Here is a 21,555-nt window from a genome sequence, read left to right as displayed (position 1 = left end):
GCCCTACGCGGTAGGACTGCTCGCCCAGCTCAGGCCGGTGGCTTCCTTGCCGGCCACCGAATACAGCGCACCCGGCGCGTTGCGCGTGCGCTGGAACTCCTCCAGCGACTGGCCGCGCATTGCGGCGTAGATGTGCAGGTTGGACACGCCGATCACCGCGCCCAGTTTCTCCAGCACGAAGAAGATCGCACCGTGGTGCATCAGGCCACGCCAGTCTCGCCGTCGCAGCAGCTCGCGCTCGGTGTCGGACAGGCCCGCGCGCGCGAACTCGGCCTCCTCGTCGGCCAGGAAGGCGGCGCGGTGCACCGGCTCGATCAGCGCGTGCAGGAATTGGTTGATGCGGTAGGCACCGACGCTGCGCTCCAGCGTGAACGGGTAGCTGCCCTGCAGCTTCTCGACGCCGGCCAGCTGCGCATTCACGTGCGCCGCCTGGCGCTGCTGCTCGGCCGCGGTGGCCGGCTGCGCCAGGTTCTGGTAGACGGCAGAGGCAATGCCGGTCATCGACGGCAGGTAGTAGCTGCGGTGCAAGCAGCGCACCTGTGAGGACAATGCACCGCGCATCACCAGCCACATGATGACTTCCGCGCCTTCGACGCCGCCGAGCTCGGCGTATTCGGCGTGGGTCATCTGGGCCAGGCGTTCCGGGTCCCGCTCGAACAGGTCGAGGAAGCGCTGGTCCCACTCGGTGTTGTTGAAGCCGGCGCGCTCGCCATGCACCTGGTGCGACAGGCCGCCGGTGGCGACGATGGCCACGCGCAGCGGCTCGGGGTAGCTCTCGACGGCGCGGCGCAGCGCCTGGCCCAGGCGGAAGCAACGGCGCGCGGTGGGAATGGGGAACTGCAGCACGCCGACCTGTAGCGGCACCAGTTTCACCGGCCAGCCGCCGGCCTGCTCGTGAGGACACAACATGGACAGCGGCGAGAAGCAGCCGTGGTCCAGTGGCCGGCGCTGGAAGAAGGACATGTCGAACTCGTCGGCCATCAGCGAGCGGCCGAGGTGGGCCGCGAATGCCGGGTCGCCGCCAATGGCTGGCAGGTCGCGTGCGCCGGCACCTTCGTCTGCCACCTCCCACTGCCCGCCCACGCCCAGCGAAAACGCCGAGTAGTGGTCGAAGAAAAACGAGGTGACGTGGTCGTTGTGGATGAACAGCAGCACGTCGGGCTTCTGCTGGGCCAGCCAGGCCCGCACCGGATCGAAGGCCGCGAAGATCGGCGCCCAGACCGGGTCGTCGCGCTTGTCGCGGTCGTAGGCAAAGCCGATCGTCGGCGTGTGGGACGCGGCAATGCCGCCGATGATGGTCGCCATGAGGGCTGCTGCCGCGCACTGCGGCCACTGTGTTGACTGTCGGCGGACTTTACAAATCGCCCCCGCGATTCAGAAGATGTCGCAACACACAGCGCAATAACGCGTGGTTATCATTTTCCGATGAAGCTCACCAGCCTGCGCGCCCTGGTGGCCGCCGTCGAAGAAGGCAGCCTGCGCGCCGCCGCACGCCGCCTGCACCTGTCCCAGCCGGCCCTGACGAAGATGATCCGCGAGCTCGAACGTGAGCTGGCCACCACGCTGCTGCAGCGCTCCACCACCGGTGTGTTTGCCACCGCGCAAGGCATGGTGCTCTACGAGCGCGCCGTGGCGGCCGACCGCGAGCTCTCGCAGGCGGTGGACCAGATCCAGCAGCTCGATGGCCGCATGACCGGCGAGCTGACCATCGGCGCGGTGCCGCTGGCCGTGATGGTGCTGGTCCCCGAGACGCTGCGCACTTTCGGCCAGGAGTTCCCGCAGGTGCAGCTGCGCATCATCGAGGAGCTCTACATCGCGCAGCTCACGAGGCTGCGCAAGGGCGAGGTGGACATTGCGCTCGGCCCGCTGCCCGAGCACCTGCCGCCCGGCGAGTTCACGGTCGAGCCGCTGATCCCCATCTCGATGGTGGTGGTGGTGCGCAAGGGCAATCCACTGGCGCGTGCGCGCCGGCTGGCAGACCTGGCGAATGCACCCTGGGTCTACACCGGTGCCAACGTCGAGACCGGCTACGCGAAGATCCTGTTCGAGATGCACGGCCTGAAGCCGCCGCCCGCTGGCGCAGTGGTCAACTCCACGCTGGGCCTGCTGTCCATCATCGCCAGCGGCAACTGCGTGGGCCTGCTGCCCCACCAGATCGCCACGCATCCGTTCGCCGCAGATTTCCTGGACATCGTGCCGGTGGCCGAAGGCCCGCTGGAAGCCAAGCTGGTGGCGCTGGCCCGCTCGGACGCTGCGCTCAAGCCCAGCGTGCGCCACTTCCTCGCGCACCTGCACCGCGCAGCCCACCACCTGACCAGCCTGCAGCCCTGAGCCTGTCTTCAGTCGCTCATTTCAGCTGCTCATTCCGGCTGGATGTGGGCCTCGCGGATCAGCTTGCCGTAGCGCTGCTGCTCGCTGCCGAGCAGCTCGGCGAACATCGCGGTGCTGCCCGGCGCCACGTCGCCGCCGGCCGAGGTCAGCCGGTCCCGCACTTCGGCCTGCGCCAATGCGTGTTGCACCGCCTGATGCAGGCGCGTGGCCGCCGCCGGCGGCAAGCCGACGGGTGCGACCAGGCCGTACCAGACCGAGGCCTCGAAACCCGGGAAGCCGGACTCGGCAATCGTCGGCGCTTCCGGGAAGATGGCCGAGCGCTGCGTGCTCAGCACCGCCAGCACCTTCAGCTTGCCGGCCTTGGCATGTGGCAGCACTTCCAGCGCATTCAGTGCCACGGTCTGGATGTGGCCGCCAATGACGTCGGTCACCGCCTGCGCCCCGCCCTTGTACGGCACATGGCTGAGGCGGATGCCGGCAGCGCGCTCGAAGAGTTCCATCGCCAGGTGCGGCGTCGAGCCATTGCCGGGCGAGCCGTAGTCGATCGAATCGGGCTTGGCCTTGGACTGGCTGATCAGCGTCTTGATCGAGTCCACACCGCCTTGCGCATTGGCCGCGATCACCACCGGCACACGGCCGACCAGCGACACCGCCTGCACCTTGTCCAGCGCATACGGCGCAGGTTGGAACAGGGTCACGTTGGCGGCCAGCGCGTTGGCGGCCAGCATCAGCCCATGGCCGTCAGGCGGGCTGTCGATCAGCGACTTGATCGCCAGGTTGGTGCCGGCCCCCGGCTTGTTCTCGACGATCACCGGCTGGCCCAGCTCACGCTGCAACTGCGCCGCCAGCGCGCGGGCAATCGTGTCCACCGCACCTCCGGCGCTGTAGCCGACGATCAAATGGATGGGCTTGCTCGGCCAGGCTTCCGCGGCGCGGACCGCGGTGCCAGCGGCCAGCGCCAAGGTGGCCAGCACGGCCCGCCGGCGGTTGAACTTCGTCATGAGGTCTCCAGGGTTTGTGTCCCGCGCTCGCCGCAAGGCCAGCCCGGTGGCTGCGGCGATTCTGTGGCCCGTTTCGGCCCGAGCAAGCGCAATGTCCCGATAGCTGCTATGCCGATCCGGCATGCCTCAGCCTGGCAGTTGCAAGTTCACCGGACCCTGTTCGGCCACCGTCGTGATCCATCGCTCGAAGGCGGCAACGGCATCGTCGCCGGCGCGGTCGCGGTTGAGCACCAAGGTGTAGTCCGGCGCGCGCCAAGTGGGCGCTGCGATCGGGCACACCAGGCGGCCCGCCGCGATGTCTCTCTCGATCAGCGGCAGCGATGCCAGCGTGACCCCCAGGCCTTCGACAGCGGCGGCCAGCTGGAGAAACACATGGTCGTATTCGACATGGCGAACCACCCGGAGCTCGGGCATGCCCGCCGCTTTCAGCCAATGTGACCAGGACGTGCGTGTGCTGGCGGAATGCAGCAGCGTGTGCTGCCGCAGGTCCGCCACGCCCTGGATGGGGCGCTGGCGCAGCAGCGCCGGGCTGCAGGCCGGCAGGCGCAGGTCGGCCATCAGCGGGCGTGACACCAGGCCGGCGCCGTCCTCGTTGCCGGAACGCACGCCGATGTCGAATGCATCGCCGACATAGCGCAGCTTGCGCGAGGTGGTGGACACCCGGACCTCGATGTCGGGGTAGCGCGCATGGAAGTCCGCCAGGCGCGGCAGGAGCCAGCAAAGGGCAAAACTGGCCAGCACGTTCACTCGCACGGTGCCCGACACGCGGCGCACGATGTCAGCGTGGCGAAGCCGGGCAGCGCCGTCGGCCAGGCGCTCGAACGCGTGGGTCACGTCGTTGAGCAGCGCCGCGCCTGCGTCAGTGAGCACAACGCCGCGCGCCTGGCGCTCGAACAAGGGCACGCCGAACCAGTCTTCCAGCAACCGGATCTGCTTGCCCACGGCCCAGTGGGTCACGTGCAGCTCGGCGGCTGCAGCGGCAAAGCTGCCGCACCGGGCAACCGCCTCGAAGTTGCGCAGCGCATTCAAGGGCGGCAGCTTGTCCCTGCCCTCGCTGCTTGGCTCGCCGTTCATGGCGTGACTTTAACTCCCGGCTGCCGCGAAATATTGTCCGTTGAAGCGCCGCCAGCGCGGCCCTAGAGTGGCCGCATGCTTGACTCGACCTCGATGCCACCGTCCACCGCGGCGCAGCCCTCGCCAAGCGCCGCTTCGCGTTCCCGGGTGCTGTGGGTCTCGTGTGCCGCGCATGCGCTGCATGACGGCTACACCGACATGATCTACGTGCTGCTGCCCACATGGCAGGCCGACTTCGGCCTGAGCTATGGGGCCTTGGCCATGCTGCGTGGCCTGTATGCCGGCACCATGGCCAGCCTGCAGCTCACGGCCGGCCGCCTGGCCCACCGCCTGGGCAGCCGGGCGACGCTGGCCCTTGGCACGCTGCTGGCCGCAGCCGGCTATGCGGCGGCAGGCGCCTCGGGCAGCCTGCTCGGGCTGTGCGCGGCCTTGGCGCTCTCGGGCGCCGGATCCAGCACGCAACATCCGCTGGCCTCGGGCGCCGTCTCGCGTGTCTACGGCCGGGAGGCACGTGGCCCCCTGGGCATCTACAACTTCTCGGGTGACCTGGGCAAGGCGGCACTGCCCGCTGCCGTCTCGTTGCTGATCACGCTGATGCCCTGGCGCCACGCGCTGTGGGTGATGGCAGCGTTGGGCTGCATCGCCGCCGCCGCGATTGCGCTGCTGCTGCCCGCCATCCCCCAAAAGCAGGCCGCTGCCGAGGCGCCCGCCAGCGAGGGTCACCGGGGTGCCGGCACAGGCTTCGCCCTGCTCTTCACCATCGGTGTGCTCGACACCGCGGTGCGCATGGGCCTGCTGACCTTCCTGCCCTTCCTGCTGCAGGCCAAGGGCGCATCGACACCGATGGTGGGCACGGCCCTGGCACTGGTCTTCGCAGGCGGTGCAGCAGGCAAATTCCTCTGTGGCTGGCTGGGCGCGCGCATGGGCGTGGTCGGCACCGTGCTGGCGACCGAAGGCGGCACGGCGGCCTTGACCGTGGCGGTGATGTTCACGCCGCTGGCGCCCACGCTGGTGCTGCTGCCGCTGCTGGGCCTGATGCTCAACGGCACCTCGTCCGTGCTGTACGGCACGGTGCCGGAACTCTCGCACCCGGACAAGACCGAGCGGGCTTTCGCGCTGTTCTACACCGGCACCATCGGCTCAGGCGCGGTCGCGCCGGTGCTCTACGGCTTTCTCGGCGACGGCATCGGCGTGCAGGGCGCCACCTTCGCGACCGCGCTGACCGCGCTGGCCATCTTTCCGCTGGCGATGGCGCTGCGGTCGCGCCTGCAGGCCGCTTGACTCGGCCCTGCCGGAACCCTCAACCCGCCCGCATGAACCGGCGGGCGAGGCAGGCGTCCAGCGACAACGCGCCCGGGCCGCGGCAGAGCAGCACCAGCAGCATGGCCACCCATTGCAGGTGCGTGGGCCAGGCCTGCGGGTAGACGAAGACTTCGATCACCGCCGTCATGCCCAGCAGCGCGGCTGCGGCGAAGCGGGTGCCCAGGCCCAGCAGCAGCGCGATGGGTGCGGCCACCTCCAGCGCCACGCCCAGCCAGGCTGCCACTTCCGGGGGCACGAGCGGCACGCGGTACTCGTCCGCGAACAGGAACAGCGTGGTCTCCCAATTGGCCAGGTGCGTGAGCGCGGAGCTCCAGAACACCCAGGCGACGGCCAAGCGCAGCGGGATGGCCAGCGCGGCGTATGGCACGGCGTCGAGCTGACGGACCAGCTGAATCAAGCGGTAGACAGGGCGCGAACGTGTCGCGGGCATGGGTGAGAAGAGGTTCTGAGTCATGTTTGGGAAGAGAGGAAGAAGGCTCGGAAATGCCGGCGCAGCAGATGCGCCTGCAGCAGCGCTGGTGCCGCATCGGCCACGCCGGCCGCAGCTGCGCCTACCGGTTCGCCTTGGCACAGGGCGTGGGCGAACTGCCACGCGTGCGCTGGCACACGCTGCACCACCAGGCCTTCCGCCTCGCGCGAGACGAAGAGCCAGGCCGGGCCGGCGTCCAGGTCCAGCGTGTGCAAGGCCTGCGAGTCGTCCGCCAGCACCGCGGCCCAGAGCTGGTCGATGGGCTGGCGCACCGCCAGCAGGCGGAACGCAGCGCGCGGTGCGAACCGCACCAGCATCGCGTCCGCCTCGTCCAGCAAGGCCAGCGCGGCCGCATCGCAATGGGGCTCGTCCGGCGCCCGCAGCACCTGGTTGACCAGGCGTTCCAGTTGCGCCAACTCGGCCAGGTAGGGCAGGCCAGCGGCGGGCTTGAACGCGGCGATGAAGGCCGGGAAGGCGTCGCCATAGTCGTCCAGCCAGCCATGCCGTGGCGGATGAGCGTGCGCGAACTCGGTGGCGGCAAACGCGAAGAAGTCCGCGCCCACCAGGGCTTGCACCGCGGGGAAGATCAGCTGCAGCGACGTGGTGAGGGCCTGCTGGATGGTGTGGCGGTGGACCTGCAGACGCTGCGCGGCGGGCAGGCCCTCGTTGCACAGGTGCCGGCTGAGTGAGGCCTGGGCTGCCGTGGTGGGCCGCAGCAAGCCGTCAGAGAACAGCTGCTGCAGTTCGCGCAGGCTGGGCGGCGATGAGGCTTGCATGGTGGTCCAGGAGGTGTTGGGCCTTGTCGGCCTCGGCCAGCAGCGTGGCCAGTGGCGGCAAGTCGGTGTCCCACTCGATCAGCGTGGGCACGCGGCCGAAGCGCTGCAGCGCCTGCCGGTAAAGCGCCCAGACCTCGGGCGGCACCGGCGAGCCGTGGTCGTCGATGCGCAGCGTGTGGCCGTCGATCTCCACCACGCTGTGGCCAGCCAGGTGCATCTCGCCTACCGCCTCGGTGGGCAGCGCCTGCAGGTAGGCGGCGGTGTCCCAGCCGTGGTTCATCGCGCTGACCTGCAGGTTGTTCAGGTCCAGCAGCAGCCCGCAACCGGTACGCCGGCAGACCTCGGCCAGGAATTCGGCTTCCGGGATCGGCGAGTGCGCAAAGCGCAGGTAAGAGGACGGGTTCTCCAGCAGGATGGCACGGCGCAGCAGCGCCTGCGTGCAGTCCACGTTGCGGCAGACCACGGCCAGCGACTCCTCCGTCATCGGCAGCGGCAGCAGGTCGGGCAGCCAGGTGGTGCCGGCCTGGCTCCAGCTCAGGTGCTCCGAGATCAGCCCGGGCGCCACCCGCTCCGCCACTTCGGCGACCTGCCGCAGGTGCACCAGGTCGATGCCCTCGGCGCTGCCCAGCGACAGGCCCACGCCGTGCAGCGACAGCGGGTAGTGCTGTCGGATGCCGGCCAGCGCGGCGATGGCGGCACCGCCGCCCATGTAGTTCTCGGTGTGCACTTCCAGCCAGGCCACGGCAGGCAGTTGCTGCAGCAGTTGCGACTGATGCGGGAAGCGCAGCCCGATGCCGGCGGCAGCCGGCACGCGACCACGCCTCGCGCTGGCCTGGGCAAGCGCGGCCGCCATCGCGTCAGTTCGCCTGCGTGTTGCCGCCGGCCAGCTTGGCGCACACACCGGCCGGCACCAGCACGATGGACTGCGGGTCCCGCGCCTGCGTGGCCTGGCCGGCGCAGGAGTGCTTGCCCACCGCACAGTCGTTCTTGCCCACGGCATTGACGCCATAGCACTTCTCCAGGTGCTGCGCGGTGGCGCGGGCGATGTTGTCCTTCACGACCTGCGGGTACTCCTTGTCCTGCGCGTGCGCGGTCGACAGCAGCAAGGCCGGAGCGGCAATGCCGGCCGCGGCAGCCAGCAGGGAGACGGAGAAAAATCGGTTCTTCATGAGGGTTCCAGAAATGGAGTTGGTGAGAGAGGAATCCGGTGTGGGTGTCAGGTCCCACACCGCAAGCGAATCTTCTGATCCGGCGCCCGATCTCGTAAGACGGCAAAGCTGCCGACTTGGCGAGGCGATCCTGCCAAGCGGCCTGGCGAGGTTCGCTGCACCAACAAAAGCGGCCGCTGAAAAGCGGCCGTGTGGGGGCGGGGAAGCGGCGTCAGCTCGCCTGCCGTCCTGGCATCAGAGCCCCGCGCTCGAAGGTCATGCGGCCGAAGCGCTCGCGGTAGTCCGAAGGCGTGAGGCCGGTGTGGCGCTTGAACAGGCGGCGGAAGAAGGCGAGGTCGGCATAGCCCACCTTCTCGGCGATCAAGGCCACCGGCACCTTGCCGCTTTCCAGCATCTCCTTGGCCGAGGCGATGCGCAGCGCCTGCGTGTACGCGCCCGGCGCCTGGCCGGTGGCCGCCTTGAAGCGGCGGATGAAGCTGCGCGCGCCCATGCCGATGCGCTCGGCCAGCGTCTCGGTGGCCATGTCTTCCGCCAGATGGGCCAGCAGAAATTCCTCGGTCTCGCGGATCTTGCTGTCCGCATGCGGCAGCGAGAGCGGCAGCACCGCGTAGCCGGCCTGGCTGCTGCGCGGCATGCTCAGCAGCAGCGACTTGGCACACTTCAGCGCAATCTCGTGGCCGCAGAACTTGTCCACCAGGAACAGGCTGAGGTCGATGGACGCATACACGCCGCCGCTGCAGAACACGTGGCCGTCTTCGGTGACGAACTGGTCCGGCCGCCACAGCACCTGCGGATAGCGCGCCTTCAGCGTGTCGGCGACGGCCCAGTGCGTGGTGGCCTGCCGCCCGTCCAGCAGGCCGCATTCGGCCAGGAAGGCCACACCGGTGCAGATGCCGGCGATGTAGGTGCCGCGGTCGTGCCATTTGCGCAGCCAGGGCAGCAGCGAGGTGGTGCGGGCGATGCGGTCCTGCACGTCCAGCCCGGAGGCCGGCAGGATGATGAGGTCGGTCTCCTCGATGTCCTCGATGCCGCATTCGGGTGTCAGCCCCAGTGCGCACAGCGTGGTGACACGCGCGCCGTCCACCGACGCCACCTTCACGCGAAAGCGCGGCTCGGAGCTGAGGCCGTGGAAGAGGTTCCACAGCGTGCCGGCGGAATGGAAGATCTCGATCGGCGCGACGGAAGTGGAGGCGAAGCTGGCTTCGGTCAGCACCACTGTCACGTCGATCACCGGCTTGGCACGGCGGGCGATGGAAAGCGCGGCGGCATCGTTCATGCGGCCCTCCGTTTGGGTCTTGGCGCGGGATGTGTCATGGGTGCCCATGATGCAGGCTGAATGCGCCAGGCTGAAGAGGCGATCCGGACAAGCATCGGGGGTGAACCCGACATGCGCGCTGCGCAGCCCGAATGCCCCCGGCATTTGTCCCGAATGCCGTCTACCCAGGCCGCGCGGCGTTGCCCATCATCGGCACCTCATTCACTTCCCTCGAAAGCTTCCATGAAGCGCTACCTGATCGAACGCGACCTGCCCGGTGTGGGCACCCTGAACAGCGAGCAACTCAAAGGCACGGCCCGGGCCGGCAACGCTGCCACCGAAGCCCTGGCCGGCAAGGCCCAGTGGGAGCAGTCGTTTGTCGTCGCCGACAAGACCTTCTGCGTGTTCAAGGCCGATTGCGAGGCCACGCTGCACGAGCACGCCCGCCTGGCCGGTTTCCCGATCACGCGCATCACCGAAGTGGCGAGCGTGATCGAACCCGGCACGGGCATCGGCTGATGGTCGGCTCAATCAACGAAAGAGATTTACCAATGACATTGCGCATTCGAGCCCTCGTGGCATCCGTGCTGGCGACAGGCATCCTGGCCGGGGCTGGCGCACCTGCCGCGCAGGCCGCCCCCACGGTGATCCAGTCATCGGCGCCCAAGCCGACCATCGTGCTGGTACATGGCGCCTTCGCCGACTCATCGAGCTGGCGCCACGAGATTGCTGCCCTGCAGAAGGAGGGCTATCCGGTCATCGCGGTGGCCAATCCGTTGCGGGACGTTGGATCGGACGCCGCCTACCTGGCCAGCGTTCTCCAGACCATCCAGGGCTCCATCGTCCTGGTCGGGCACTCCTACGCGGGCTTCCTCATCAGCCAGGCGGCCGCAGAAGTGCCTGCCGTCAGTGCGCTGGTCTACGTGGCCGCCTACATCCCGATGCAGGGCGAAACGCCTGCGACGCTGACCTACATGTACCCCGGCTCGCTGCTGGCCGACAGCAACCTCGTCACCCGCACCGAGCCGACCGGGACCGACATCTACGTCAATCCCGCCACCTTCGGCCAGGTCTACGCAGGCGGTCTGTCCCCGCGCGCCATCGGCATCGCTGCCGCCGTGCAGCGCCCCATCCAGGCGTCGGCCTTGTCGGATGCGGCCACCGTCAACCCGCCAGCTTCGATCCCGAAGTGGGAGATCGTGGCCCTGGAGGACAACGCCATCCCGACCAAGGCGCAGATCTTCATGGCACAGCGGGCCCAGGCCACCATCGTGAAGACCCATTCGGGGCACGACGTGCCGCAAGCCAAGCCAGAGGTGGTCGTCAACACGATCCTGACAGCAGCCAGATCGATCTCTCAGGCAAATTAGCGTTCAAGACAGGCTGCGCGAACATGCACACCGCGAAAAAGCTTCAACGAGGTCGTGCGGTGGGATGGGGCGCTGCATCCATCGCAGTTTCAGAAGTTGGGGATCAAGGCGGAGTGATGCGATGGGCCGGTGCCATGCCCTGGCGCTGCTTGGCCTCGGCTGTGGCATCGCTGCCCATGAAGCGCAGCGCCTCGCGGGCTGCGGCGGGATCGGCGGCCTTGGCGCCCACGCCACCGGAGAACACGGTGACGACCTGCACCGGGGCCGGCATCAGGCCGAGGATCTCGATGCCGGACAGGTGGATCAGCTCGCTCAGCTGCTGGAAACCCAGCGCCACTTCGCCGCGCGCCACCAGCGAGCCCACCGGCACGCCGGCAGGCGCCTGCACCAGCCGGCCCTGCAGCTGCTCGGTGATGCCCCAGCGCTCGAACAACTGCAGCAGCGCGGTGCCGCTGGGGCCGGTCGAATAGCTGATGCTGGGCGCCGCCAGCACCGCGGCCTTCAACGCAGCTTCGCTGTCCACGGCCGGCTTGCTCGCGCCCGCCTGCACGGCGATGGCCACTTCCGAGCGCACCAGGTCGACCCGGCTGCCGGCCAGCAGGTGGCCCTCGGCGACCAGCTTGTCGATCACGTCCGAGGCCAGCACGACCAGGTCAAACGCCTCGCCGGCGCGCACGCGCTTGGCAGCGTCCACGCCACCCACCGATTCGACCTGGACGGCGGCACCGCCCTGCCTGGCAAAGTCGGCCACCAGTTCGGCCAGCAGTTGCCGCGTGGCCATCGAGGAAATGCAGTTCATTCGGGCTCCAGTGCCCCGCTTGCCGGGGCTCGGCGCGCCGTCGGGCGGGTTTCGTTTGCAGCCCGACAGGCTACACCAGCCCGCGCTGCCGGCTGCCCAGCACCGCCACGGCGGCCAGCGCCGCGGGAATGGCCAGCAGCATCACGATGGCGCCGAACTGCCAGTTCAGCCCCAGCAGCACGCCGCCCACCAGCGAGCCCAGGATGCTGCCGAAACGGCCCATGCCCAGCATCCAGCTCACCCCCGTGGCGCGCGCCGCCGTCGGGTAGCAGGACGGGGCGTAGGCGTTCAGTCCGGTCTGTGCGCCGCTCATGCAGAAGCCGACGAGGGTGACGATCAGCGCCAGGCTGCCGCCCACGCCGCCGGTCAGCCCCAGCGCCACGATGCTGATCGCACCGGCCAGGTAGGCCAGGCTGATCACCGCGGTGGGTTTGCGGCGGTCCATGAACCAGCCGACGACGATGGCGCCCACCGTGCCGCCGATCTGGAACATCGCGGTGATGCGCGCGGCGTCGGCCATGTCCAGGCCGGACTCCTTGAACAGCGTGGGCAGCCAGCCGGTCAGCAGGTAGATGACCATCAGGCCCATGAAATAGGTCACCCACAGGCCCGGCGTCATCAGCCGGTAGCCCTTGGCAAACAGCTGCGAGACGGGGGCCTTGATGGCGCTGACGGACTCGGTCGAGACAAAACTCACGTCCTCACCGAAACGCTGGCCGCTGACCTTGCCCAGCACCTTGGCGATCCTGTCGCGGCGAATGCCTCGCACGGCCATGAAGCGGCACGATTCGGGCAGGAACAGCAGCAGCAAGGGCAGCAGTACCAGCGGCATCACGCCGCCCAGTTGCAGCACCGCGCGCCAGCCGTGCGAAGGCAGCACCGCAGCGGCCATGAAGCCCACCACGGCAGAGCCGAGGTTGAAGCCGGTGAACATCAGCGTGACCAGCAGCGAGCGCGAACGCTCTGGCACGTATTCGCTGAGCAGCGTGGAGGCATTGGGCATGGCCGCGCCCAGTCCCACGCCGGTCAACAGCCGCAGCACCGCCATCTCGGTCACGCTGCTGGCCGCGGCCGTCCACAGCGTGAACAGGCCGAAGACCGCGACCGAGGCGGCGAGCACCGTCTTGCGGCCCAGCTTGTCGGACGTGGGCCCCGCGACCAGCGCGCCCAGCACCAGGCCAAACGGCGCTGCACTCATGACCACACCAAACGCAGCCTTCGAGAGGCTCCATTCCTTCAGCACCGCCGGGGCGATGAAGCCCATGATGGCAACGTCCACCCCGTCCACCGCCACGACCAGGAAACACAAGGCCAGGATCAGCCATTGGTACCTGGACATCGGCCGTTCGTTGATGAACTGCCTGACATCCACACTGCGCAAAGTCGCCACACCCGTCTCCATCAATGGGCGGCCCGAAACTGCTGGACGGGCCACCTTGTTGTCCGCGCTGCCGACCTTCGGCAAGCCGGCGCGGAGTCTAGGCAACGGGGTGTGGCGACAGAAGATGCCTGGGAGGAGACCGCAATAACGGCGCGTTATCGCAGCGGCTACAGCAGCTCGCGGGGTGTATCGAAAGACTGCACGCCGACGGCCAGCAGAACGCAACGCAGTTCCGCGGTCTGCTGATCGCGGGCGCCTTCGACCTTCAGGTCGCTGTGTGCGTGCTTGGCGTTCCACTCTCCGGCGAGGTGGTAGGCGGTGACTTCCTTGCAGAGCGCCCGGATCTGCCTGTCCTTGCTGGCAGCCCAGGGCTGGCGCTGGCCGCGTTCATCTTCGATGTAGAGGCTGAAGCCTTTTGTGTCGAACTGGTAGCCAACCGGGTACGAGAGGTGAACACCAAGGGCGTACTCAAGGGCCAGGCCGGTGAGGTTTCTTGTTTGAACCAAAGCCATCTTGTGCGGGGTCTTTCGTTGGGAAGGAATCCGCGATTTTCCCAGACCTTGAGAAAGTGCCGCGACAGGCCTGCCAAGCCGCCTGAATCGGTGGCCACGCGCAGGCTGTCAGGCCTTTCACGACAGTTCGGCGATCCGGCGCTGCTGGCTGGCTTCGAAATACAGCCGGCTGGCGGCGCTGTCCGGCGAGGACGCACCAAAGCGCAGGTGCAGCGAGTCGATCTGGTGGTCTGCCAACGGGTCGTGGGCGATGCCATCGGCCAGCTCGCGCCAGCTCGCCAGGAAGCGCAGCTTCCACATTTCCGAAGGCATAGAGGCTTGCAAAGCAATCATGAGGAACCAAACAGTGAGGGAGATGAAAGACGCCGAGGAACTCGGCGATGCGGCTGGAGCCAGCATCTGATCTCGGAGATTGCAGCAGCGTCAGTCGATGCGCGGCGACCTTGTAGGTGCGCGCTGATTGCGAGGGCCACAGCTCGAAGCAGACAGCCCGAAGCATGCCCGGGCCCAGCCCCATTCGGTCCAATGAAGAACGCCGTGCCAGCCCGATTGATTTGAGGCTGGCACGGCGCTGCGGCCGTCATGAAACGGCACGTGCGCTGTTTGGATTCAGCGCAGGTGGTGCACCCGCGCCAGCCCGTGGACGGGGGTGTCCAGTCTCTCGTAACGGGCCTTCAGCTGCAGCGACAGGAACTGCGAATAGTGCCGGCTCTGGTGCAGGTTGCCGCCGTGGATCCACAGGTTGGGCTGCTGCGTGGGTTTCCACATGTTGCGCAGCTCGCCTTCCCAGGGGCCCGGGTCCTTGGTGGTGCCGCTGCCCAGGCCCCAGACCTTGCCCACCTTGTTGGCCACCTCGGGCGACACCAGGTCGGCCAGGAACTGGTTCATCGAACCGTAGCCGGTGGCGTAGACGATCAGGTCGGCCGGCAGCTCGGTGCCGTCGGTCAATGTGACGCTCCTGGCGTTGATGTGCTCGATGGTCGTGCGGCTCTTCAGCTTCACGCTGCCGTTGGCCACCAGCTCGCTGGCGCCCACGTCGATGTAGTAGCCCGAGCCACGACGCAGGTACTTCATGAACAGGCCCGAGCCGTCGTCGCCGAAGTCCAGCATGAAGCCGGCCTGTTCCAGCCGCCCGTAGAGATCGGCATTGCGCCGCTTCATCTCCTCGTACACGGGGATGTGGAAGGTGTGCATGATCTGGTAGGGCACGCTGGCGAAGATCAGGTCACCGGTGTGGTGGTCAATGCCATTCTTCACCGCCTGCTCGCTGTACAGCCCGCCCAGCGCCAGCTCCATCAGCGAGTCCGACGGGGCGATGTGCGTGCTGCTGCGCTGGACCATGGTCACGTCCACGCCCTGCTCCACCATCGCGGCGCAGATGTCGTGCGCGCTGTTGTTGCTGCCCAGCACCACCACCTTCTTGCCCCGGTAGGCCTCGGGGCCGGGGTGCCGGCTGCTGTGGTGCTGCTCACCCTGGAAGCCATCGGCGCCAGGCAACTTGGGCACGTTGGCATAGCCCGAGACGCCCAGCGCGAAGACGAGCTGCTTGGGCCGCAGCGTCACGTCCTGCCCCGCGCGGTTGACCAGCACGGTCCACTCGCCCGTGGCCTCGTCGAAGCTGGCCTTTTTCGCCTCGGTGCTGCCCCAGTAGTTCAGCTCCATCACCTTGGCGTACATCTCCAGCCAGTCGCCCACCTTGTCCTTGGGCGCGAACACTGGCCAGTCGTCCGGGAAGGGCAGGTAAGGCAGGTGGTCGTACCAGACCGGGTCGTGCAGGCACAGGCTCTTGTAGCGCTTGCGCCAGCTGTCGCCCGGCTTCTCGTTTTTCTCGACCACGATGGTTGGCACGCCCAGGCGCCGCAGCCGCGCGGCCAGGATGATGCCGCCCTGCCCGCCGCCAATGATCACCACATACGGCTGATCCTCGTAGCCCAGCCGCGCCTGTTCCTCCTGGCGCCGCTCCAGCCAGCTCTTGCGGCCCGGGTGCACGCCGTGCTCGGCGCCCTTGATGCGGCGCGTGCCCTTCTTCTCCTCGAAGCCCTTCAGCTCGACCATGGTGGTCAGCAGCGTCCAGGCCTTGCCCTCCTTCAACCGCAGGTGGCCGCGGCCGCGCGCCACCTTCGTCTCGAAGCTGAACCAGGCTTCGGTCACGCCGTCGGCCTCGGTGGCTTCGCCGTCGATGGCGAAGTTCGACGGCGCCGTGTCGGCCAGCCGGGCCTGCAGCATCTCGCGGATCGCGCCCGCGCCTTCCTGGGTTCGGATGTTCCAGGTGAAGGCCACCAGGTCGCGCCAGTAGCCCTCGGGCTGGAACAGCGCCACGGCGGCGTCGATGTGGCCTGCCCCCAGCGCTGTGCCGAAGTCGGCAAGCCAGCGCTGCGCGGTGGCGGTCGGTTGGGTGTCTGTCGTCAAAGTTGTCTCCTGTGTCATCGGCCTCGGGATGGGCCGATCGGACAGGAGTTACTCAAGAGCCGTGCCGGCGCGGGGGCGCGCGCAAGTCCTTGTCAAGCAAGGAAATGGGCGTGCGACTGGGGTGTCACAGCGGGGCAGCTGTCACACTCGGGTGATGTGACACCTGTCACTCTGAGCCTTGGTGATTCGGCGCGACGATGCCCGCGCGTTTCATGCGGCGGTACAGCGTCATGCGGGCGACACCCAGGCGCCGCGCGGCCAGGCTGACGTTCCACTGCGCGGCGCGCAATTCCTGCAGCAGCGCGTCGTCGCCTTGGTTTGGCAAATGCGCTTCGACGGGGCGCAGCGGCACGTGCGCCACGCTCGCCAGCTCCGGCAGGTCCTGCAGCGAAATCGGCCCATCACCGGCCACGCTGGCGGCGCAGTCCAGCACGTTCTTCAGCTCTCGCAGGTTGCCCGGCCAGGCGTAGGCCAGCAGGCGCGCGCGCACCTCGGGCAGCAGCGTGCGGCCGTGCAGGAAGCGCGTCAGCAGCGCCGGCAAATCGCTGCGTTCGCGCAGTGGCGGCAAGGCGATGTGGGCACCGTTGAGGCGGTAGTAGAGGTCGTCGCGGAAGCGGCCAGCGCGCACCAGCGTTTCCAGCGGTGCATGCGTGGCGGCAATCACGCGGATGTTCACAGGCACTGGCCGCGTGGCGCCCACCGGCAGCACCTCGCGCTCGGACAGCACGCGCAGCAGCCGTGCCTGCAAGGGCAGCGGCATGTCGCCAATCTCATCGAGGAACAGCGTGCCGCCATCGGCCTCGGGGATCAGCCCGCGCTTGCCCCTGGGCGCCGCGCCGCTGAAGCTGCCCGGCAGGTGGCCGAACAACTCGCTCTCGATCAGGCTCTCCGGGATGGCCGCGCAGTTCACCGCCACGAAGGGTCGCGTGCGGCGCTCGCCACTGGCATGCACAGCCTTGGCGAAATACTCCTTGCCCGAGCCGGTCTCGCCAGTGATCAGCAGGTTCACCGGCGAGTTCACCAGCTTCGCGGCGCGCTCGATCTGCCGGTCCAAAGCCGGGTCGCCAGCGGAGAGCGCCGCCAGCGGTGCCGGCACCGGCCGCTCGGGCTGGCCGCGCGGTGCCGCCGGCCTGGGCGGTGGCGGCGTGGCCGACAGGAACAGCAGCTCGCGGCCACCGCTGCGCATCACCGCGCGCTGGTCCGAGGGCTGGGCCATCACGAAGCGGCCAATCTGCTCGAAGCGGACCTCGAACAGCGCATCGAACATCTGGCCGACCAACGGCCGCGTGCCCTGCAGCGCCTGCTGCGCGCGCCGGTTGTGACCCACCACGCGGCCGGCGCTGTCCAGCGCCAGCAGGTACTCGGGGTTCACGTCCACGAACTGCGGCGCGGCCGACAGGCGCAGCACCCAGTCTTGCCGGTGCCGCTGCAGGAAGGCCGCGCTCTCGATCTGCTGCGCGTACAGCTTCACCAGTTGCAGCGCCAGGCCCTGGCTGCCTTTGGGGCCGGCGGCGCTGAGCGCGCTGATGTCCAGCACCGCCGCCAGCTCGCCGCGCGCGTCATAGACCGGGCTGGTGGTGCAGGTCAGCGGAATGTGGGTCGCGTCGAAGTGGTCGTCCAGGTGCACCGTGAGCGCCTCGCCGGTGCTGATGCAGGTGCCCACGCCGCAGGTGCCGGCATGCTGCTCGCTCCAGTCCGCACCCAGGTACAGCCCGGCCTTGCGCAGGCCCGGCTCCATCTGCAGGTCGCCGATGAAGTCCACCGTCACGCCGCGCGCGTCCGTCAGCAGCACCACATAACCCAGGCCTGCGACCTGCTGGTACAGCGTCTCCAGCCCGCGCCGGGCGATGTGGATGAAGGCCTCCATCTGGTCCTGGTGCTCGCGCAACTGGCCCTGCGGCAGGATCACCGCTTCCTGCATGCGCGTCGGGTCCAGCTGGTGCTCGTGCACGCAGCGGTGCCAGGAGTCGCGGATGACCTGTTCGTGGCGCAGCGCAGCCTGCGCCTGCACCCCCAGGTCGGCCACCTGCATCACGGTGGCAATGTGCTCGCGTTGGGCAGAGTGCATGGGGGGACCATCGCCCCGGCCCGCGATGCTGTCAACGCGGGGTTTCCACCTTCCGGACCGGGACGGCCCAAGCAGTGCTCGCGAAGCGTGGAATACTGTATTTATAATCAGTGTCCATGTCGGACCTGTCCATTGCCGCCGCGGCCCTGCTGCCGCCTTCGCCGAGCCTGCTGGCTCCCTCGACGCCAATGACCCTCCCGCCTACTTCGGCCCCAGTCCCCCCGCCGCCTTCACTGACCCGCGTGCACCGCACGCGGCTGATGCAGGTCTGGCGCTCGGCCGGCTGGCCCTGCAAGGACGGCATAGAGATCGACCTGCTGGCCGCCGGCCTGCTGGTGCTGCAGGTGAATGCCGATGGCCGCGAGGCGCTGCGGCTGACCGACGCCGGCATCCAGTTGCTGGCCGAGTCGCGCCAGCAGAACACCCGCGCGCTCAGCGGCCATGACCGGCTGGCCCAGAAGTTCGCCGAGCACCTGCTGGCATCCGGCCGCGTGGTCTGGCGAGAGCTGTCGCTGCGGGCCCAGATCGAAACCCCGCCGCCTGCCGCGGCGGCCCTGGGCACCGGCGACGCGCCCGCCCCCCTGCTGGCCGCCGAGCCGCTGCCGCTGTGGGCCGACGAAGAAGCGCAGCAGAAGGCCGCGAAGAACACCTGGCGCATGGCCAGGCCCGACCTTTTTTCGGTGCGCAACACCTCGGTCGAGGCCTACCTGCAGCCGATGGTGCACGAGATCAAGTTCAGCCGTGCCGACCTGCTGTCCGACCTGCGCCACGAGGCCAAGCGCCAGGCCTACCAGTGGCTGTGCTGCGAGTGCTACTACGTGTTCCCGGCGGGCGTGGCCAAGCCCAACGAGATCCCCAGCGAATTCGGCGTCTGGGTGCTGCACGGCAGCCTGAAGGAAGGCCGCTTCGAGCTGCTGCGCCCGGCCCGCCACATGGGCTGCACGCTGCCCTTCCCGGTCTGGCTGGCCCTGGCCAAGGCCACGCCGCTGCGGGCCGACGAACTCGAGGCGCCGCAGGCCACGCTGGGCGAAGCCGGCGACCCACCCGCGGCGGGCCTGCAGCCGTGACCCCATGATCTACACCGTCGCCGTGCGCGAGCTGTGTGAATTCACGGCCAAGCAAGGCGACCTGGACCTGCGCTTCACGCCGGCACCCACCGCGGCCGAAGGCATTGCCGGCCACGCGCTGGTGGCCGGCCGGCGCGGCGAAGGCTACGAGGCCGAAGTCAGCCTGAGCGGCCAGTACGAGCAAGCCGGCGTGACGCTGCAAGTGCGCGGCCGGGCCGATGGCTTCGATGCCCGCCGCCAGCGCCTCGAAGAGATCAAGACCCACAAGACCCGGCTCGAACTGCAGCCTGACTCGCACCGGCAGCTGCACTGGGCGCAGCTCAAGGTCTACGGCTGGCTGCTGTGCGCGCAGCAAGGCCTGGCCGAGCTGGAGCTTGCCCTCGTCTACCTGCACATTGGCAGCCAGCAGGAAACCGTGCTGCTGCAGCGCTGCAGCGCCGCCGAGCTGCGCCAGCACTTCGAACTGCACTGCCAGCGCTTCCTGCTGTGGGCGCAAGCCCAGCTGGCGCACCGCGCCGCGCGGGACGCTGCGCTGCAAAGCCTCAGCTTCCCGTTCGGCGAGTTCCGGCGCGGCCAGCGCCCCCTGGCCAAGGCCGTCTACCAGACGGCAGCCGCCAGCGGCTGCCTGCTGGCACAGGCACCCACCGGCATCGGCAAAACGCTGGGCACGCTGTTCCCGCTGCTGAAGGCAGCGCCCACGCAGCAGCTGGACAAGGTGTTTTTCCTGTCCGCCAAGACCTCCGGGCGCGCGCTCGCGCTGCAGGCGCTGCGTGCGCTGTCGCCAACCAAAGAGGTGCCTGAATCACCACCTCTGCGCGTGCTGGAGCTTGTCGCCCGCGACAAGGTCTGCGAACACCCCGGCCAGGCCTGCCACGGCGAAGCCTGCCCGTTGGCCAAGGGCTTCTACGACCGGCTTCCCGCGGCGCGCACAGCAGCCGTCGCCGAAGCCGGCCTGCTGGACCAGGCCCGCGTGCGCAGCGTCGCGCAGCAGCACGCCGTCTGCCCCTACTACCTGAGCCAGGAGCTGGCGCGCTGGGTGGACGTGGTGGTGGGCGACTACAACTACTACTTCGACAGCAGCGCGCTGCTGCACCACCTCACACAGGCCAACCAGTGGCGCGTGGCGCTGCTGGTGGACGAGGCGCACAACCTGGTCGAACGTGGCCGCAAGATGTACACCGCCGAGCTGCAGCCACTCACGCTGGCCCAGGCCCGGCGCTCACCCGCCACCAAGGCCCGCGCGCCGCTGAAGCGCGTGCTGGACAAGCTGCGCCGCTGCTGGGCCGCGCTGGACACGCCCGAAGCCGAGGACTACCGCTGCCTGGCCACGCCACCCCAGCCGCTGCTGGACGCATTGCAGCAGGCCACCAGCGTGCTGAACGATCACTTCGCCGAACACGCCGCCGAGTCCGACGCCGCGCTGCAGGCCTTCTACTTCGAAGCCCTGCACTTCACCCGCTTGGCCGAAAGCATGGACAGCCATTCGCTGTTCGACCTGACCCGGCAGCGCGGGGCAGCGGCACCGCGTGGCGGCCCCGCCAGCCTGCTGTGCCTGCGCAACCTGCTGCCCGCCCCCTTCCTGGCCCCGCGCTTTGCCGCCGCGCACTGCAGCACCCTCTTCTCCGCCACGCTGCAGCCCGCCCGTTACTACGGCGACCTGCTTGGCCTGCCGGAAGACCACCGCTTCATCGACGTCGAAGCCCCGTTCGAAGCCGCGCAGCTGCAGGTGCAGGTCGCCCGCCACATCTCCACCCGCTACCCACACCGCCAGTCCTCGCTGCAGCCCATCGCCTCGCTCATCGCCAGGCAATATGCTGAGCGCCCCGGCAACTACCTGGCCTTCTTCAGCAGCTACGACTACCTGCAGCAGGTGGCCGAACTGCTGGCCGCACAGCAGCCGGAATTGCCGCAGTGGCAGCAAACCCGCCAGATGAGCGAAGCCGCGCAACACGATTTCCTCGCCCGTTTCACCGAAGCCGGCCAAGGCATCGGCTTCGCCGTGCTGGGTGGTTCATTCTCGGAAGGCATCGACCTCCCCGGCCGCCGCCTCATCGGCGCCTTCGTCGCCACCCTCGGCCTGCCCCAGGTCAACCCGGTGAACGAACAATTCCGCCACCGCCTGCAAACCCTGTTCGGCGCCGGCTACGACTACGCCTACCTCTACCCCGGCCTGCAAAAGGTCGTGCAAGCCGCAGGCCGCGTGATCCGCACGCCGGAGGACCAGGGCGTGGTGCATTTGATTGACGACCGGTTTGCGCGGCGCGAGGTGCAGGCCTTGTTGCCGGGGTGGTGGTCGAGGGCAGCGGCGTCGCAGGCTTGAGCCGAGCCTGCAAAACCGTAACCGGAGCGCAACGGGGTAATCATCGATTTATTGGGGCAATTAGAGATCAAATTACCCAATCCGTAGTAGCTTGAGCTGCCACCAGAGTCGATAGACCGCAAACCGCGGGCAAGGGCCGAATTGCAGCGATTGCTGTCCTTCGCTGGGACAGCCGTACTCACGTTGACTGCCATAAAGCGGCCACTGGACGTGATGACCTAGGAGCGCACA

The 21,555-nt window shown here is 68.6% G+C and carries 20 protein-coding genes; 6 read left to right on the top strand and 14 right to left on the bottom strand.

Annotation, left to right across the window (positions count from 1 at the left end; genetic code table 11):
• Positions 1-3 precede the first annotated feature (3 nt).
• The gene (locus tag LRH25_RS08315) at positions 4-1,305 is read right to left on the bottom strand and encodes a gallate dioxygenase (protein WP_141289699.1); all 1,302 of its coding nucleotides are present in this window, start codon (positions 1,303-1,305) and stop codon (positions 4-6) included.
• Positions 1,306-1,425: 120 nt separating this feature from the next.
• On the opposite strand from LRH25_RS08315, the gene LRH25_RS08310 reads away from it, so the two are divergent.
• On the top strand, positions 1,426-2,331 hold the full coding sequence (locus LRH25_RS08310; protein WP_141289700.1) for a LysR family transcriptional regulator: 906 nt from the start codon (positions 1,426-1,428) through the stop codon (positions 2,329-2,331).
• Positions 2,332-2,360: 29 nt separating this feature from the next.
• On the opposite strand, the gene LRH25_RS08305 is transcribed toward LRH25_RS08310, so the two are convergent.
• Positions 2,361-3,332: a Bug family tripartite tricarboxylate transporter substrate binding protein gene (locus LRH25_RS08305; protein WP_141289701.1), complete on the bottom strand. Its 972-nt coding sequence runs from the start codon at positions 3,330-3,332 to the stop codon at positions 2,361-2,363.
• A gap of 126 nt (positions 3,333-3,458) precedes the next feature.
• The gene (gcvA, locus tag LRH25_RS08300) at positions 3,459-4,406 is read right to left on the bottom strand and encodes a transcriptional regulator GcvA (RefSeq protein ID WP_141289702.1); all 948 of its coding nucleotides are present in this window, start codon (positions 4,404-4,406) and stop codon (positions 3,459-3,461) included.
• A gap of 93 nt (positions 4,407-4,499) precedes the next feature.
• On the opposite strand from gcvA, the gene LRH25_RS08295 reads away from it, so the two are divergent.
• A complete protein-coding gene (locus tag LRH25_RS08295) occupies positions 4,500-5,687 on the top strand; it encodes an MFS transporter (protein ID WP_231011122.1) in 1,188 nt (395 codons plus the stop codon).
• A gap of 19 nt (positions 5,688-5,706) precedes the next feature.
• Here the strand turns inward: LRH25_RS08295 and LRH25_RS08290 are convergent, their stop codons facing one another.
• The 5 genes from LRH25_RS08290 to LRH25_RS08270 all read right to left on the bottom strand — a co-directional run bounded on the left by LRH25_RS08290 (position 5,707) and on the right by LRH25_RS08270 (position 9,419).
• Positions 5,707-6,159 carry a DoxX family protein gene (locus LRH25_RS08290; protein ID WP_231010821.1) on the bottom strand — a complete coding sequence of 151 codons (453 nt, stop codon included), beginning with the start codon at positions 6,157-6,159 and terminating at the stop codon, positions 5,707-5,709.
• Positions 6,160-6,179: 20 nt separating this feature from the next.
• Complete coding sequence (locus tag LRH25_RS08285; protein WP_141287165.1) at positions 6,180-6,974, bottom strand: HvfC/BufC N-terminal domain-containing protein; 795 nt, start codon at positions 6,972-6,974, stop codon at positions 6,180-6,182.
• The gene (gene bufB / locus LRH25_RS08280; protein ID WP_231010819.1) at positions 6,922-7,827 is read right to left on the bottom strand and encodes an MNIO family bufferin maturase; all 906 of its coding nucleotides are present in this window, start codon (positions 7,825-7,827) and stop codon (positions 6,922-6,924) included. The genes LRH25_RS08285 and bufB overlap by 53 nt, the downstream gene beginning before the upstream one ends.
• 4 nt (positions 7,828-7,831) lie before the next feature.
• Positions 7,832-8,143 (bottom strand): BufA1 family periplasmic bufferin-type metallophore, encoded by a 312-nt coding sequence (locus tag LRH25_RS08275; RefSeq protein ID WP_141287161.1) that lies wholly within the window; start codon positions 8,141-8,143, stop codon positions 7,832-7,834.
• A gap of 211 nt (positions 8,144-8,354) precedes the next feature.
• Complete coding sequence (locus LRH25_RS08270) at positions 8,355-9,419, bottom strand: GlxA family transcriptional regulator (protein WP_141287159.1); 1,065 nt, start codon at positions 9,417-9,419, stop codon at positions 8,355-8,357.
• Between the two features lie 222 nt (positions 9,420-9,641).
• Between LRH25_RS08270 and LRH25_RS08265 the strand changes: the two genes are divergently transcribed.
• Positions 9,642-9,917: a DUF4242 domain-containing protein gene (locus LRH25_RS08265; protein WP_141287157.1), complete on the top strand. Its 276-nt coding sequence runs from the start codon at positions 9,642-9,644 to the stop codon at positions 9,915-9,917.
• Positions 9,918-9,949: 32 nt separating this feature from the next.
• Positions 9,950-10,768: an alpha/beta fold hydrolase gene (locus tag LRH25_RS08260; protein WP_141287155.1), complete on the top strand. Its 819-nt coding sequence runs from the start codon at positions 9,950-9,952 to the stop codon at positions 10,766-10,768.
• A 103-nt stretch (positions 10,769-10,871) separates the two neighbouring features.
• Here LRH25_RS08260 and LRH25_RS08255 read toward each other — a convergent pair whose 3' ends face one another.
• The 6 genes from LRH25_RS08255 to LRH25_RS08230 all read right to left on the bottom strand — a co-directional run bounded on the left by LRH25_RS08255 (position 10,872) and on the right by LRH25_RS08230 (position 17,937).
• Complete coding sequence (locus LRH25_RS08255; RefSeq protein ID WP_231010816.1) at positions 10,872-11,567, bottom strand: substrate-binding domain-containing protein; 696 nt, start codon at positions 11,565-11,567, stop codon at positions 10,872-10,874.
• A gap of 70 nt (positions 11,568-11,637) precedes the next feature.
• On the bottom strand, positions 11,638-12,957 hold the full coding sequence (locus LRH25_RS08250; protein WP_141287153.1) for an MFS transporter: 1,320 nt from the start codon (positions 12,955-12,957) through the stop codon (positions 11,638-11,640).
• Positions 12,958-13,115: 158 nt separating this feature from the next.
• Positions 13,116-13,460 (bottom strand): hypothetical protein, encoded by a 345-nt coding sequence (locus LRH25_RS08245; protein WP_141287151.1) that lies wholly within the window; start codon positions 13,458-13,460, stop codon positions 13,116-13,118.
• Positions 13,461-13,577: 117 nt separating this feature from the next.
• Positions 13,578-13,793 (bottom strand): hypothetical protein, encoded by a 216-nt coding sequence (locus LRH25_RS08240; RefSeq protein ID WP_141287149.1) that lies wholly within the window; start codon positions 13,791-13,793, stop codon positions 13,578-13,580.
• Between the two features lie 276 nt (positions 13,794-14,069).
• Positions 14,070-15,887 carry an NAD(P)/FAD-dependent oxidoreductase gene (locus LRH25_RS08235; protein ID WP_141287147.1) on the bottom strand — a complete coding sequence of 606 codons (1,818 nt, stop codon included), beginning with the start codon at positions 15,885-15,887 and terminating at the stop codon, positions 14,070-14,072.
• A gap of 148 nt (positions 15,888-16,035) precedes the next feature.
• On the bottom strand, positions 16,036-17,937 hold the full coding sequence (locus tag LRH25_RS08230; protein ID WP_231010815.1) for a sigma-54-dependent Fis family transcriptional regulator: 1,902 nt from the start codon (positions 17,935-17,937) through the stop codon (positions 16,036-16,038).
• A 260-nt stretch (positions 17,938-18,197) separates the two neighbouring features.
• Between LRH25_RS08230 and LRH25_RS08225 the strand changes: the two genes are divergently transcribed.
• Together LRH25_RS08225 and LRH25_RS08220 are read left to right on the top strand one after the other, a co-directional pair.
• Positions 18,198-19,004 (top strand): hypothetical protein, encoded by an 807-nt coding sequence (locus tag LRH25_RS08225; RefSeq protein WP_231011121.1) that lies wholly within the window; start codon positions 18,198-18,200, stop codon positions 19,002-19,004.
• Between the two features lie 4 nt (positions 19,005-19,008).
• On the top strand, positions 19,009-21,324 hold the full coding sequence (locus LRH25_RS08220) for an ATP-dependent DNA helicase (RefSeq protein WP_141287798.1): 2,316 nt from the start codon (positions 19,009-19,011) through the stop codon (positions 21,322-21,324).
• Positions 21,325-21,555 lie beyond the last annotated feature (231 nt).

The sequence above is a fragment of the Ideonella azotifigens genome (assembly GCF_021043325.1).
GTDB lineage: Bacteria > Pseudomonadota > Gammaproteobacteria > Burkholderiales > Burkholderiaceae_C > Ideonella > Ideonella azotifigens.
Note: the sequence above shows the minus strand (reverse complement) of the source record. Positions and strands in the feature narration are given on the sequence as shown.

Excerpts from the sequence above, each read along its gene's own strand:
- LRH25_RS08240 (WP_141287149.1), bottom strand. The coding sequence starts at position 13,793 with ATGATTGCTTTGCAAGCCTCTATGCCTTCGGAAATGTGGAAGCTGCGC.
- LRH25_RS08265 (WP_141287157.1), top strand. The coding sequence starts at position 9,642 with ATGAAGCGCTACCTGATCGAACGCGACCTGCCCGGTGTGGGCACCCTG.
- LRH25_RS08295 (WP_231011122.1), top strand. The coding sequence starts at position 4,500 with ATGCCACCGTCCACCGCGGCGCAGCCCTCGCCAAGCGCCGCTTCGCGT.
- LRH25_RS08310 (WP_141289700.1), top strand. The coding sequence starts at position 1,426 with ATGAAGCTCACCAGCCTGCGCGCCCTGGTGGCCGCCGTCGAAGAAGGC.
- LRH25_RS08225 (WP_231011121.1), top strand. The coding sequence starts at position 18,198 with ATGCAGGTCTGGCGCTCGGCCGGCTGGCCCTGCAAGGACGGCATAGAG.
- LRH25_RS08235 (WP_141287147.1), bottom strand. The coding sequence starts at position 15,887 with ATGACACAGGAGACAACTTTGACGACAGACACCCAACCGACCGCCACC.
- LRH25_RS08260 (WP_141287155.1), top strand. The coding sequence starts at position 9,950 with ATGACATTGCGCATTCGAGCCCTCGTGGCATCCGTGCTGGCGACAGGC.
- LRH25_RS08290 (WP_231010821.1), bottom strand. The coding sequence starts at position 6,159 with ATGCCCGCGACACGTTCGCGCCCTGTCTACCGCTTGATTCAGCTGGTC.
- LRH25_RS08315 (WP_141289699.1), bottom strand. The coding sequence starts at position 1,305 with ATGGCGACCATCATCGGCGGCATTGCCGCGTCCCACACGCCGACGATC.
- gcvA (WP_141289702.1), bottom strand. The coding sequence starts at position 4,406 with ATGAACGGCGAGCCAAGCAGCGAGGGCAGGGACAAGCTGCCGCCCTTG.
- LRH25_RS08255 (WP_231010816.1), bottom strand. The coding sequence starts at position 11,567 with ATGAACTGCATTTCCTCGATGGCCACGCGGCAACTGCTGGCCGAACTG.
- bufB (WP_231010819.1), bottom strand. The coding sequence starts at position 7,827 with ATGGCGGCCGCGCTTGCCCAGGCCAGCGCGAGGCGTGGTCGCGTGCCG.
- LRH25_RS08245 (WP_141287151.1), bottom strand. The coding sequence starts at position 13,460 with ATGGCTTTGGTTCAAACAAGAAACCTCACCGGCCTGGCCCTTGAGTAC.
- LRH25_RS08230 (WP_231010815.1), bottom strand. The coding sequence starts at position 17,937 with ATGCACTCTGCCCAACGCGAGCACATTGCCACCGTGATGCAGGTGGCC.
- LRH25_RS08270 (WP_141287159.1), bottom strand. The coding sequence starts at position 9,419 with ATGAACGATGCCGCCGCGCTTTCCATCGCCCGCCGTGCCAAGCCGGTG.
- LRH25_RS08285 (WP_141287165.1), bottom strand. The coding sequence starts at position 6,974 with ATGCAAGCCTCATCGCCGCCCAGCCTGCGCGAACTGCAGCAGCTGTTC.
- LRH25_RS08305 (WP_141289701.1), bottom strand. The coding sequence starts at position 3,332 with ATGACGAAGTTCAACCGCCGGCGGGCCGTGCTGGCCACCTTGGCGCTG.
- LRH25_RS08275 (WP_141287161.1), bottom strand. The coding sequence starts at position 8,143 with ATGAAGAACCGATTTTTCTCCGTCTCCCTGCTGGCTGCCGCGGCCGGC.
- LRH25_RS08220 (WP_141287798.1), top strand. The coding sequence starts at position 19,009 with ATGATCTACACCGTCGCCGTGCGCGAGCTGTGTGAATTCACGGCCAAG.